General features: G+C 69.1%; 12 protein-coding genes. 10 read left to right on the top strand and 2 right to left on the bottom strand.

Annotation, left to right across the window (positions count from 1 at the left end):
* Nucleotides 1–543: a hypothetical protein gene (locus tag ACFPZJ_RS01350; protein WP_215174658.1), complete on the bottom strand. Its 543-nt coding sequence runs from the start codon at nucleotides 541–543 to the stop codon at nucleotides 1–3.
* A gap of 847 nt (nucleotides 544–1390) precedes the next feature.
* Here ACFPZJ_RS01350 and ACFPZJ_RS01345 point away from each other — a divergent pair.
* From ACFPZJ_RS01345 to ACFPZJ_RS01305, 9 genes are all read left to right on the top strand, one after another.
* Nucleotides 1391–2539 carry a ParB/RepB/Spo0J family partition protein gene (locus tag ACFPZJ_RS01345; RefSeq protein WP_381015951.1) on the top strand — a complete coding sequence of 383 codons (1149 nt, stop codon included), beginning with the start codon at nucleotides 1391–1393 and terminating at the stop codon, nucleotides 2537–2539.
* A gap of 369 nt (nucleotides 2540–2908) precedes the next feature.
* Nucleotides 2909–3052 (top strand): hypothetical protein, encoded by a 144-nt coding sequence (locus ACFPZJ_RS01340; protein ID WP_381015948.1) that lies wholly within the window; start codon nucleotides 2909–2911, stop codon nucleotides 3050–3052.
* 146 nt (nucleotides 3053–3198) lie between these two features.
* Complete coding sequence (locus tag ACFPZJ_RS01335) at nucleotides 3199–3600, top strand: DUF488 family protein (RefSeq protein WP_381015946.1); 402 nt, start codon at nucleotides 3199–3201, stop codon at nucleotides 3598–3600.
* Nucleotides 3601–3734: 134 nt separating this feature from the next.
* Nucleotides 3735–5069, top strand: a complete 1335-nt coding sequence (locus ACFPZJ_RS01330) for a putative antirestriction adenine methyltransferase (protein ID WP_381015944.1) — start codon at nucleotides 3735–3737, stop codon at nucleotides 5067–5069.
* A gap of 2 nt (nucleotides 5070–5071) precedes the next feature.
* Complete coding sequence (locus ACFPZJ_RS01325) at nucleotides 5072–5974, top strand: ParB N-terminal domain-containing protein (protein ID WP_215174648.1); 903 nt, start codon at nucleotides 5072–5074, stop codon at nucleotides 5972–5974.
* Nucleotides 5975–5999: 25 nt separating this feature from the next.
* Nucleotides 6000–6533 carry a hypothetical protein gene (locus ACFPZJ_RS01320; RefSeq protein WP_215166584.1) on the top strand — a complete coding sequence of 178 codons (534 nt, stop codon included), beginning with the start codon at nucleotides 6000–6002 and terminating at the stop codon, nucleotides 6531–6533.
* 23 nt (nucleotides 6534–6556) lie between these two features.
* Nucleotides 6557–8023 carry a terminase large subunit domain-containing protein gene (locus tag ACFPZJ_RS01315; RefSeq protein ID WP_381015941.1) on the top strand — a complete coding sequence of 489 codons (1467 nt, stop codon included), beginning with the start codon at nucleotides 6557–6559 and terminating at the stop codon, nucleotides 8021–8023.
* A gap of 631 nt (nucleotides 8024–8654) precedes the next feature.
* Nucleotides 8655–8882 (top strand): HNH endonuclease signature motif containing protein, encoded by a 228-nt coding sequence (locus ACFPZJ_RS01310; protein ID WP_215166581.1) that lies wholly within the window; start codon nucleotides 8655–8657, stop codon nucleotides 8880–8882.
* A gap of 84 nt (nucleotides 8883–8966) precedes the next feature.
* Entirely contained in the window at nucleotides 8967–10712 is a 1746-nt protein-coding gene (locus ACFPZJ_RS01305; protein WP_381015938.1) for a hypothetical protein, read from the top strand.
* 28 nt (nucleotides 10713–10740) lie between these two features.
* Here ACFPZJ_RS01305 and ACFPZJ_RS01300 read toward each other — a convergent pair whose 3' ends face one another.
* Nucleotides 10741–11793, bottom strand: coding sequence for a nitrilase-related carbon-nitrogen hydrolase (locus tag ACFPZJ_RS01300; protein WP_381015935.1), 1053 nt, complete (start codon nucleotides 11791–11793; stop codon nucleotides 10741–10743).
* 120 nt (nucleotides 11794–11913) lie between these two features.
* Here ACFPZJ_RS01300 and ACFPZJ_RS01295 point away from each other — a divergent pair, with 120 nt between their 5' ends.
* Entirely contained in the window at nucleotides 11914–12618 is a 705-nt protein-coding gene (locus ACFPZJ_RS01295; RefSeq protein WP_215166578.1) for a hypothetical protein, read from the top strand.
* The last annotated feature ends 76 nt before the right edge of the window (nucleotides 12619–12694 follow it).

The following is a 12694-nucleotide window of genomic DNA, read 5'->3' as shown; positions in this document are numbered from 1 at the left end:
TCAGCGTCCTTCCAAGTAATCCGCTGCCCTCTCAGCGGCTTCATCCAAGCTCCGGCGGCGCGGACGCCCCTCACGGGGCTGGTCGACGCCGGGGGGAGGCGGGGGGATCGCCGGGACGTCCTCGGACAGTCCCTTCAGGCGACGGATCTCCCGGAGCCTTGAGGTGATTTCAAGAATGTCCTGCACCTCAAGACCCTCCATTAAACGCAAGACTTGACGTGCCTCCGGGTGCGACACGTACACCGTGAGCGCGGCCAGGTCGTCCCACTCGGGCCCTGGCAGGAGGAAGGCGGCCGGCGCACCAAGGGCGTGAGCCACCGCGTCGATGGTGGACGTGCGTGGGTTGCCACTCGATCCGTTGAGCAGGCTGGTGACTTGGCCGTGGGAGATCGAGGCGCCTGGACCGCCACGGGTCGCCTCGGAGATGTCGCGTGCACTGGGGGTGAAGCCCTCGGGGTCGCGCCGCAGCCTTAGCAGAGTGAGCAGTTTCACTCGCAGGCTCAGGGGCCGCCCGGTGGCGCGGTTTTCTGCCATGTCCGTCATCTCAGGCTGTGTCGTATGCTCCGGGCGTTGTGACTGACCGGTAATCACCGTGTGAAGCAACACTACATCGCAGGTCGCGGGGGTTATAGGGTTTGTCGCACAGTTTCTCGGCGGAGCGTTGACCGGTGAGGCGGCACCGGCTGCGCTCCCGTGCGCCTGCCTCCGGGCTGGCGCCCCGAGGAGTCGCTTACAGCGGCGGGCGGAGCGGGGCGCACGCCGTGCAACGGGAGGAACCGCATATCCATGTCCGAAGTTGACGAGCGCCGGATCGCTGAGATTGCGAAGGGGGCCCCGCGGGTCCTGCGTGGTGGGGCGAGCCGGTCGGCGGGGGACGATGCGCGCAGGGTTGTCGAGGTGATGGCGCTCATGCGAAGGCGGAAGCCGGGCGGAGGAAGCGGTGGGGGTGAGACCTGACAGCCTGTGAGGGCGACGTCATGCCCTCGAGGACTGAGATAGATGACATTTTTGAAGAGCTGCTGTACGTTCTGGAGTGCCGGGCGGGTACAGTAGCCGCAGGAGCCCCGCACGGCAGCGTCGCGTGAGCGGCGTCCTTCCCTACTCCTCGCCGGGCGGCCGACCCCCCCGCGCCCCGCCCGGCGAGGAGTCGGCCGTCCGGTGCGGCTGTCGGGGTGCGTGACGGGAGTCAGCCCGCCGTGACCGCTTGGTTGTGGCGGGCTCTCTCATGTCCCCGCCCAGAAACGGGAATCCGCAAAAGCGGCAAATTCTCCTTCTTGAATTCCCTTGAAATAAAAGAGTTCTGAACTTGCTTTGGCGGTATTCGCTATTAAGATATAAGCGTAAGAACAAAGGAAAACACCCCACTGGAATTCACGAAAGGCGCGGGAAAATGGCTGACAACAAGGTCGAGTTCATCAACGTCAAGGTCAGCGAGATCGCCCCCAACCCGGAGCAGCCGAGGAAGTTCTTCTCGGAGGAGGCGCAGGCGGAACTGACCAGCAGCATCAAGGAGAACGGCCTCCTCCAGCCGGTCGTCATCAGGCCGGTCGAGGGCGCCAAGGTCCCCTACATGCTGATCGCGGGCGAGCGGCGCTGGCGGTCCTGCCAGGCGGCCGGCCTGGAGGTCATTCCGGCGAAGGTCGTCGAGGGTGCCACCGAGGAAGAGGCTTACGTCCTCAGCATCGCCGAGAACGTCAACCGGGCGGACATGACGATCATGGAGGAGGCCGGTGCGTACGCCGACCTCAAGGCCGCCGGATGGACTCCGGCGAAGATCGCCAAGCAGTTCGGCAAGACGGAGACCCACATCACCTGGCGGCTGGGCCTGCTCACCCTGCGCCCTGAGGTGGCCGAGATGGTCGACCAGGGGCAGATCAAGAACAACCTCGCCTGGCACATCGCCCAGCTCAACCCGGCGAACCAGATGGTGGCGGCCATGCGGTACGTGCGTGGTGACTTCGACAGCGAAGCCGAGGCGCAGCACTTCGCCAACGGCCTCAAGATGATGGAGCAGCAGACCTCCCTCACTAACGAGAAGGCACCCACGGCCGAGGAGCAGGAGAAGCAGAAGAAGGCCAAGGCCAAGACGAAGGACGGGCTCGGCAAGGCGGAGGAGGTCCTGATCCCGCTGCTGGAGGAGCTGGCGGAGAAGAAGCCGGAGGACCTGGCCGTCATCCTCGGTGACGACCTCACCCGTCACCTGCGGGTCGTCGGCCGCCTGTACGCGAAGGTGCAGATGGTGAAGAACCTGCTGAGCAAGGCGCAGGGCATCCAGCGGGCCATGGTCGAGGAGTTCACCAAGGCGGCCGTCGAGGTCCAGCAGGAGGCGGCTGCGAAGAAGGCCGAGGCGGCGGCCAAGTCCGAGGCGACGACCGAAGAGCCGGAGGCGAAGGCGGCGGACGCGCAGTCCATGGCGAAGAAGGCGGTGGCCAAGCCCGCCCCGAAGGCCGGCGCGGAGCCCGCGGCGCGGACTTCCACGGCGGCCAAGCCCACGGGGCGCCGGGCGCCCGCCAAGAAGGCCGAGGCGGCGGCGAAGTAGAGCGGGGGTGGGGCGCGGCGGTGGCCGCGCCCCACCTCTCACCAGGAGGCGAAGGAGCGGGCGCAGCCGGGACTATCGGCTGCGCCCCGCTTCGATTGGAATTCCCTTCCGAATTCCATGTTCATGGAATTGCAAATGTCATAAGATATAAGTACGAAAAGGGAAATTCCATCCGGGGTTGGAGATGGAGAAATGGGCGAAGGTCAGAAACTGGACTCTGTTGGAATCCACCAGGTCAGGCCGGAGTGCGTGGACTGGGGGCACAAGTCGGCCTCCCCTGTGATCCGTCAGCTTGCGGACCACCTCTCCTTCCTTCTGGCGGAGGCCCGTGAGTATGTACCCGGTCCGGCCTCGGAGGTGATCTCCGAGGTGGAAGAGACCACGGCCTCCGGGTTCGCCAATGAGACCAACAGGGTCCTCCGGCTCACGGTCAACTGCGCAGAGGGACCGGTGGAGTTCGACGTCGTCCTGCAACTGGCAGCCCCGACGTCCTTCGTCTTCTCGGAGGAGTGAGAGATCTGGCTCGGGTCCGCGGGGGGCCTCCTCCCTGCGGACCCGGTGCCGTTCGGTCCCGCTCCAAGAGCGAGTGGGGCCGGCAAGGCCCTGGCCCTCGGCACCACGCCTGCGGCCAGGGTGTTCAGCAGCAAGGAAGGAACAACGTGCTCACCCTGTTCACCAACCGGTTCCAAGCGTTCCAGCCTCCGCAAGGGGTGCCGGTGCGCATCACCCTCGGCGCTCCCCGCTTCAAGCTTCCCTACTCCCTCACCCACTCGGTGCGGGAGCTCGCGCCGCGTCGGGACTACCTCTCGCGGCCCGAGTCCGAGTTCACGGCGGCCTACCGGGCTGACCTCGATCAGCTCGGGCCGGAGCGGATCGCCGCGCGGCTGCGGCAGATCACAGAGAAGGAGGGGGATCACCGACTGGTGCTGCTCTGCTTCGAGGACCTGGCCAAGCCGGGCCTGTGGTGTCATCGCCGCGTGTTCGCCGCCTGGTGGAAGGACGTCACGGGGGACGACGTGCGGGAGCTGTCCCCGATGGATCAGCAGGGCACCTTGATCTGAGCGTCGGAACCGCGCTCATGAGATAGGTGACATTATCTCAAGGAGCTGCCTGCTCCTTGTGTAAGGTTCCAGAGCAGCGCCCGGCCCCGGCATGTCACCGAGGCCGGGCGCTGTCGTTCGTAGGGAGGCGAGAGATGTTCCAGGGCACCATCCCGGGCCCCATGCGCTCCATCGTGCGTGAGACCGCCAGCCAGTGGCCGCGCGGCCCGGTGTACGTCCCGTGCTGCGGGAACTTCACCATCGAGCGCAGCGTGGCCGGCATGGGCTTCGCCCTCCACTCCTCCGACGTATCGATCTACACCAGCGCCGTTGGCCGGTGGCTCACCCGCCAGCCGGTCGGCATCCAGCTCCGCGAGGAGAGCCGAGACGAACTCGGCTGGCTCGCTGACTCCTTGGACGATGGTGTCGGCACCGTCGCCACGCTCATGCTCGGCACGCGGTTCCTTGCCAGCGTCGGCCGCGAGGGACTGTGGCACGAGCGGGTCGTCCGCTCCTACCGGGAGCAGTGGAAGGCCAAGCACGCGGAGACCGTCGAGCGGTTGTCCGGCTCCGACGTCGAGCTGGCCTCGTACGAGGTGGAAGACGTCCGGTCCTGGCTCCAGAAGGTCCCCCGCGAAGCTCCGGTGTGCTCCTTCCCTCCCTTCTACGGCGGCGGCTACGAGAAGCTGTACGAGTCGCTGGAGGCGCACTTCACCTGGGACGCGCCCGAGTACGAGCCGCTGTCCGACGACGACGTGGTCAGCGTGCTCGGCGGGATCACGGACCGGCCGTACTGGCTGACCGCCTCCAACCACGACGTTCCAGACCTGTACCCGTACCTGCGCGGCGTGATCAAGGCCACGCCGCGCGCCGCTCCCTTCTACGTGTACGCCAGCGAGGCCCCGACGAGGATCGTCGCCCCGCGCCAGCCGATCGAGCCGGTGAAGATCCCCCGGCTGCGGGAAGGCGACGAACTGGCCGGCCCGCTGCGCCTGTCGCTGCTGAAGCCGGGCCAGTTCAACGCGCTGCGCTCCCGGTACCTGAACCCGCGCATCGCTCCGGGCGCGGCAAACCTGGCCGTCGCGGTGAAGGACGGCCGCGGGCGGCTGCTCGGCGTTTTCGCGATGGCTCCGAGCACGTTCACGCCGGACGAGGCGTACGTGCTCTCGGACTTTGCCGTCGCGCCGACCGACTACCCGCGCTTGTCGAAGCTGATCGTGCTCGCAGCCATGTCCAGCGAGGCGCAGTTGCTGTGCCAGCGGTCGTTCTCGCGGCGCATCCGGAGAGTGGCGACGACGGCGTTCAGCAACAACCCAGTGTCGATGAAGTACCGCGGGCTGCTGCGGCTGCACAAGCGCAGCCCATCGAACGAGGACGGCTGGAAGTTTCAGCTCCAGTACCAGGGGGCGATGGGCCAGCACACGTTGGCCGACGCCCTCCAGATGTGGGCGAAGCGGTGGGGCGCCCCGACGACGAAGACGGGAGTCTGATCATGGAGGAGACTACTCGGCTCGCCCCGCCGCAGATGGTGCAGGGCGACCCGCGCACGCTAACGCTGCTCGACGTCAACGCGCGGTTCCTGCCGCACGAGCAGTTCCGGCAGCTCGTGGCGAACATCGAGCGTGACGGCTGCCTGACATCGACGCCGCTGGTGTGGAACGACCGCGACACGGGGCGGCTGGTCGTCCTGTCAGGCAACCACCGCACCCTGGCCGCGATCGAGGCCGGCCTGTCGCAGATCTGGTGGATGCAGATAGACGAGCCGTTGCCCCGCCAGCGGCAGATCGCGCTTCAGCTCTCGCACAACGCCATCGCAGGTCAGGACGATCCGGCGATCCTCAAGGAGCTGTACGACGAACTGGAGTCGGTGGAATGGCGGCAGTACACGGGCCTGGACGACAAGGCCCTTGACCTGCTGGAGAAGGTGGACGTCGCTTCCCTGGGCGAGGCGAACCTCGACTTCGCCAGCGTGCAGTTCATGTTCCTGCCCGCCGAGCTGGAGCGAGCAGAGGCCGCGTTCGACGCGGCCCGCTCCACGGCGACGGCGGACCAGCGGTGGATCGCCGGACTGGAGCAGTACGAGCCGGTGCTCGATGCGCTGGAGACCTCCCGGGCCGCGTACAAGATCGGCAACAGCGCGACCGCGCTCGGCGTGATCCTCGCCGTGTTCGAGCGACACCTTGGGGAGCTGGCCGAGGGCTGGTTCGACTCGGCCATCGGGGAGGCGACCCGGGCGGGGACGGCGCCGCTGGAGACGGTGTTCGGTGTGCGCGACCTCCCAGTGGAGACGGCGGCCGTGGTGCGGGCGGCCATCGACCAGATGGTTCAGGAGGGCACTGTGCCGGCCGACGAACCGTGGCGGGCGCTGGAAGTCCTGGCCGCACAGCACAACTAGTCGGCCGTCGGCCAGGAGGTGAGCGGTGGCCGAGGGCACCGTGGAGTCCTGGGAGCGGCAGAGCGGGGAGTCGGTCCAGGCGTTCGAGGCGTTCGCTGTGTACCGCGATCTCGGCCCGGCGCGGAGTGTCACGAAGGCGGCACAGGAGTTGGATAAGTCTCGGTCCCTGTTGGGCCGGTGGTCGCGGCAGTTCGCATGGGTCATGCGGGCGGCGGCCTACGACCGGGAGCAGGACCGGCTGTTCCTCGCGGAGCAGGCGCAGGCGCGCCGGGACATCGCCCGCAGGCACGCGAAGTTGGCACAGGCCGTACAGAGCAAGGCGGTGGCCCGGCTCCAGTCACTGGACCCGCGGGAGCTGTCGCCGTCGGAGCTGCTGCGCTACATCCAGGTCGCGGCGGAGATCGAACGGCGGGCCGTGGGCGAGGCCCCAGCGGCGGGGACGGTCGAGGACCGGGACCAGGGCGTGGACGTGGCCTCCTTGTCGGACGAGGAGCGTCGGGCACGGATGGATCAGCTGCGACGGGAGCTGGAGCGCCGGTTGTCGGAGGGCACGCAGTGAGCCGGGGCCGGGCGAAGCGCCGCGTGATCGAGGGTTTCGCGGATCCATCGGTGATGAGCGACGAGCAGTTGAAGGCCGAGGTCGCGGCACTCGTGCGGGCTGATGAGCTGTCGGCGCGGCGGTGGGCGTGCGAGGTCCCGAACTGCGACGGTCTGCCCCACGCGGGCTGGCTGCACCACCATGCCCGTGCGGCGCAGCGTCAGCCGCTGTGGCTGTGGACCGTGTGGATGCTGCTCACCGGCCGTGGCTGGGGCAAGTCCCGGACGGCGGCGGAGACGGTGAGGGAGTGGGCGCAGACACCAGGTCTTCAGATCGCGGTGGTGGCGAAGAACGCCACGCTGGTGCGGGACATCTGCTTCGAGTCCCCGAAGTCGGGGCTGCTGTCGGTGTTCCCGCCGGAGGAGGTGGCGAAGTACAACTCCAGCCTGGGCGAGACGACGCTCCGGCTGACGAACGGCACGCTGATCCGGGGATTCGGCGCGGAGACGCCGGACAACCTGCGCGGCTGGGCATTCGACAAGGCGTGGTGCGACGAGTACGCGGCCTGGTCGCGGCACACCGCGCAAGAGGTCTACGACATGCTGTGGTTCTGCCTGCGTGAGGCGGACACCCCGCAGGTCGTCATCTCCACGACGCCGAAGCCGCTCCCGCACGTCAAGCGGCTGGTCGAGCGTGGCCGTGCCCAGGAGAAGGCGCACCTGGAGGGCGGGGCGCCGCCGCGGGTGGTGCTAACCCGAGGGCACATGCGGGAGAACGACGCGAACCTGTCGGCGGCGGCCCGAGAGGAGCTGGAGGAGGAGTATGCCGGCACCCGGCTGGGGCGGCAGGAGCTGTCCGGCGAGCTACTCGAGGACGTGGAGGGCGCGCTGTGGAAGGGCTGGATGCTGGAGGTCGAGGGCTTCCGGCGCCGCCCCGAGCATCTGCCGGACCTCCAGCGCGTGGTGGTCTCCGTCGATCCGGCCACCAAGTCGCACGAGAACGCGGACATGACCGCGTTCACCGTGGCGGGGCGCGGGTTCGCCGTGGAGACGATGTTCGGGGACGACCGGCCCCGCGGGTACCTGCTGCACTGCGAGCAGGACCGGCACACGCCGACGCAGGCGATGAAGCGGGCCGCCACGCTGTACCACGAGCACCGGGCGGACTGCGTGGTCATCGAGGCGAACAATGGCGGCGACTACCTGCCCGCTCTCCTGGAGCAGGTGGACCCGACGGTGAACTGGCGGATCGTTCACGCCACGCGCGGGAAGCGGGCGCGGGCGGCGCCAGCGGCGCAGCTGTACGAGCAGGCCAGGGTGTCGCATGTCGGTCCGGCCCGGCGGTTCGCGGAGCTGGAGGAGCAGATGACGACGTTTGTCGGCCAGGGCGAGACGGAGGACTCGCCCGACCTGCTGGACTCGGCGGTGTGGGCGTTGTGGGACCTGTTCCTGGATCCGACGATGCCGCCTCCGCGTGGTGGGGATGACCAGCGGCTCGCTGGTCGGCGGTAGTTGAGCCAAGGCCGTTGTCAGTGGGCTGTGGCAGCGTTGCGAGGTGATCGGCGATGGACAGGCAGGGAGTCGGGGATGGCGGGGGAAGCTCGGGAGATGCCGGCATGGCTGGAGAGCGGCCGGACCGTTGGGGTCCCGGTCGTGGCGTTGGTCGTGGACGCTCGCAAGATGAGATCTCGCCGTGAGGGCATGCTCGGCCGGTTCGGAGTGGGCATGAAGAGCGTGATGCGTCTGCCCACCGGGACGGGTAAGACCGCGACCGCTGTGGCGGTGGCGATCGAGATGGCCAGGCAGGGCCAGAAGCTGACGCTCGTGGTCAAGGACCGTGCCGAACAGGAGGCGGTCGAAGCACAGCTGCAGGCCGCATGGGCTGGGCTGGATGAGGTGGCAGGTGATCAGGCCGCACCGGACAGCTTCCGTCTGGTTCCCGAGCCGTACGCACCCCGACGGTTCGTGCTCGCCCCCCCCGGAAGCCGCGTACCGGGCGTTGTGTATGAGGGCGGCGGAATGGGAGGAGTCCGGGCGGGATCAGGAGCGGCGGGCCGTGGCGGGAGACCGACGTGTCCGGAATCCCGCAGCACGTCGGGCGGTGGTCATCCGAAGCGGGGGAAGGTGCGAGAACCCAGAGTGCTTGCTGCCAGACCTCCCGTACCGGACGAAGGCCGGGGAGCCGCTACTGGAAGTCGACCACATCGATGACCACGCTGGCGGCGGTCGGGATCACCCGGCGGCGATGATCGCCCTGTGCCCGAACTGCCACAGCAACAAGACGCACGGCGCGGAGCGGGCCGCGCTTACCGAACGCCTGCGCAAGGTGGCGGCAGAACGACATGCCACCTGGGCGGCCAGTCTCACGTAGCCGGGTCGTGGGGTTCGCTGGACTATAGGCTGATCAACGGCGCGGGGCCGACGTCCGGAGGAGACTGTGGGCCTGCGTCAACTTGTGATCGATGCGTGGTCGTGGCTGAACTACAAGCCCGTGATGGCCGATGCCGGGCGTCCCGGCAGCCGCGCGTTTCCGGAGCTGGCCAAGACGTGGGTCCCGCCGCAGGAGCTACGGCGGCTGGCCGCATACAAGGTGCTCGCGGCGTACGACAACAACCAGGCCGGGCAGCTATCGGCGGTCGGTGGCGACGAGAGCGCGCTGGAGCGGCGGGAGCTGGGCGACGCGGCGAACCTGGTGGACACCGCGCTCGGTTACCTGCTCGGCTCGGAGCAGAAGGTCGTAGTGGAGGGCGCGGAGCACGCCGACGAGGAGACACCAACGCCAGGGGCGGCGGAGGCTGCGGCGGTGCAGGACCGGCTGCGGAAGTGGGCGGACAAGGAGTTGCTGACGTTCCGGGTCCAGCAGGCGGAGCGGGCGGCGGTGCTCCTCGGGGACAGCGTGATGGTGCTGGCGTGGAACCCGGAGAAGCAGCGGCCGACGTTGCGGGTCTACGATCCGGGGTTCTTCTTCCCGCAGTGGGACGACGAGGACGAGGACTTCCCCCGTCGGGTGCACCTGGCGTGGGAGCTGCCGGCGGACGATGACGCCGGGCTGAAGGCCAGGGTGCGGCGGGTGACGTACGAGCTGGGGCCGATCTCCGAGTATGGCGAGCCCGGCGACGATGGGCTTGTGGCCGGTGGTCGGCAGTACCCGTGGGAGCCGGGCCGGACGTCCAACGTGACCTGCTACCTCACTGACGGCGAGTGGCTGCTGGAGGACCTGAAGAACGGCGAGACGCTGGACCGGCTGCCGATGGACAAGGCCGCGTACCGGGTGCGGCCGGACGGCACGGAGCTGAACCGGCTGGATCTGATGATCGACTTCGTGCCGGTGGTGCACATCGCGAACACGATCCCCGACGGTGGGGAGCACTGGGGTCGCTCGGTTCTTGCACGGGTTCTGCAGGCGCTCGACGAGCTCGCGGCCACCGACTCGGACAGCTCGGCGGCGTCGGCGACGACGGGCACGCCGATCATCGGGCTCGCGGGGGCGCGCCTGCCGGTGGACCGGGCGACGGGTAGGCCGCAGGAGTTGGAGGTGAAGGCGGGTGCGGTGTGGCAGCTCGGCGAGACCGGGCGTATGGACGCGTTGGACACGTCCCCGCAGCTGGCCGAGTTGCGGGCGCGGGTGGATCACCTGCTGGAGCGGATCGCGGCGAACAGCCGGGTGACGGCGGCCGGGCTCGGGACGCTGGACGCGACGGAGGTGCCGTCGGGGTACGCGTTGAAGCTCGCGCTGGGCCCGTTGGACGGGCTGATCGGCATGATGCGGCTCGCACGGGAGCACAAGTACCGGCTGCTGTTCAAGATGGTGCAGCGGTTGTACCAGGCGGGCCGGGCGGAGGGATGGACGGCTGGGGAGACGCTGCCGGCGCGGCTGGCGTGGGCGCCGCACACGCCGACGGACCGGGGCGCGGTGCTGGAGGAGGTTGTCAAGGCGTACGGGGCGGGGGTGCTGTCGCTGGAGACGGCGGTGGCGATGCTGCTGGAGGCCGGGTACCCGATCAAGGACGCCTCGCAGGAGGTGGAGCGGATCAGGGCGAAGGCGGAGCAGGAGGCCGCGGTGCGGATGGCGGAGGCCGCCGCGCGTCGCGCGCGAGACGAGGAGGACGAGGACCAGGAGGGGGCCGGGCCGGGTTCGGCCGGGTCGAAGAGGCTGGTCGAGAAAGGGAGCGAGCGGGAGCTGGTGGAGGCGAGCCGGTGACGCGGCCTCCGGGTGCGTGAGGCGAAGGTCAGCGCCAGATTCCGCGGGCGCGCATCAGGTCGATCTGGGGTTCGGTGACGTGCTCGCGGTACTCAGCGTGGTCGTACGGCGGGCGATCGGCGTAGAGGTTCGCCGGGTAGATGGGCTGGTCGTACAGGGTCGCGAACAGCTCGGTGCGCAGGTCCTTGGCCCAGTTGGTCCACGCGGCGGAGGTGCGCTGGCGGCGGAGGGCGGGCAGGTCAATGGTGGCGGTGACGAAGGTGGCGACACCGCCGTGGTCGAGGTGGCCGACGGTGCGGCCGGTGTAGTCCGTGATGGTGGAGTGGCCGCCGAAGAAGTCGACGCGCTGCCCGTCGACGCCGGTGTAGGAGGCCGGGTTGGGGGCGAGGACGTACATGGTGTTGTCGAGGGCGCGGGCCCGGTTCTGGATGTCGAAGGCGTCGGAGGTGACGCCGGGCAGCGGGTAGCTGGTGCGGTAGGCGATCTCGCAGCTCCCGAGGGCGAGGCCGCGGGCGTTCTCCGGGTACGACGCTTCGTTGGCCATCATGACGCCGAGGCGGCCGATGGCGGTGTCGGCAACGGGCCAGAACGCCTCGGGGTTGCGCCCGTGGAGCCGGGTCCACTGGTCGAGGACGTCGTGTGGGCTGACGCTGTGTTCCATAGGCGGCAGCGGTGTGAGCTTGTAGTGCCGCAGGACGATCTCGCCGTCGGGGTTGATGACGAAGCCGACGTTGAAGTAGCGGTTGGGGAAGGCCGGGTGGAGGGCCTTGGCCTGGGCCATGATGTGGACATTGAACTCGCGGGCCCAGCGGCCGAGCTCTTCAGTTTCGGCGCCGGGCAGGCTGATGGCGCAGGTGCGGGCGTAGGTGGCGTGGTCGAGGTCGTGGATTTCGTCGGTGAAGCCCTGGAGTGCCCCTTCGGGCAGGACGACCAGCCGGACGGGGTGGTCGAGGCCGCCGAGGGAGACCGCGGTCCGGGTGAGGGCGTACAGGTGGTCGAGGTTGGTGGCGATGTCGTCGCGCTGCTGGATCTCGGTGATCTCGGGGATGAGCCCGACGGCGGTGTAGGGGTTGAGCGTCATGGGGGGATACCTCCTTGTTCGACGCCATCCTGTGGGGGCGGTCGGACAGGGGCTCGTGGTCGTGTCGGTGCAGGTGGCTAAACTGGCCGGCAGCGCGGGGGCGCGCTCTGGAGGAGATGTATGGTCCAGCCCCTGCCGCTTCGCCGTCCTGTCGGCTTCCGTCGTGACGGGCGGCCGATCTACCCGATTCTCGGTGCCTCCTCTGAGGACGAGACGAACGACCAGCTGGACGACGCCACGGACAGCGGCCAGGAGCAGCAGGTCACGTTCACCCAGGACCGGCTGGGCAAGATGCTCACCCGTGAAAAGGCGCAGGGCGAACGGGCGGGGATCAAGCGCCTGTTGTCCCAGCTCGGGTTCGACTCCCCGAAGGCGCTGAGCGAGTTCGTGACCGCGCAGCGGGAGGCCGAACAGGCCGCCCTGTCGGAGGTGGAGCGCCGCGAACAGGCGGCGGCCGAGCGCGAGTTGCAGGCCGCGCGCCGGGAGGAGCAGGCCGCCGAGAGGGAGCGGGCGGCACTGCGCCGGGCCGCGCTGGTGGCGCTCGGCGCGAAGGGCGATGACCTGGTGGACGCGGAGCGTCTGCTTGCCGTAGACGACGAGGACGCGGACGAAGCTGGGATCCAGGCGGCGGCCGAGGCCCTGCGCGCACGCCGTCCCGAGCTGTTCGGTGAGGTCCGCACCCCGGTGCCGGCGGCACCCGCGGGAGCACCGGCGGGGCGTGGCCCGACCCGTACCGCCCCGGTGTCCAAGCCCGGTTCGGCCGGGCTGGAGATGGCCAGGCGGCGCGGGCTGATCCCGGAGTTCAGCGACTCCGCCGCCCGATAGTCCGGGCCCAGACCTTGGGGGACCACGCCCCCTGAACTTCGTGGACGGCATCGCCTCCGTGGGCGGTGTGCGGATT

This window comes from Streptomyces bullii (assembly GCF_042657145.1).
In the GTDB taxonomy this organism is placed as follows: Bacteria; Actinomycetota; Actinomycetes; order Streptomycetales; family Streptomycetaceae; genus Streptomyces; species Streptomyces bullii.
This window is presented reverse-complemented; position numbering and strand designations above follow the sequence as displayed.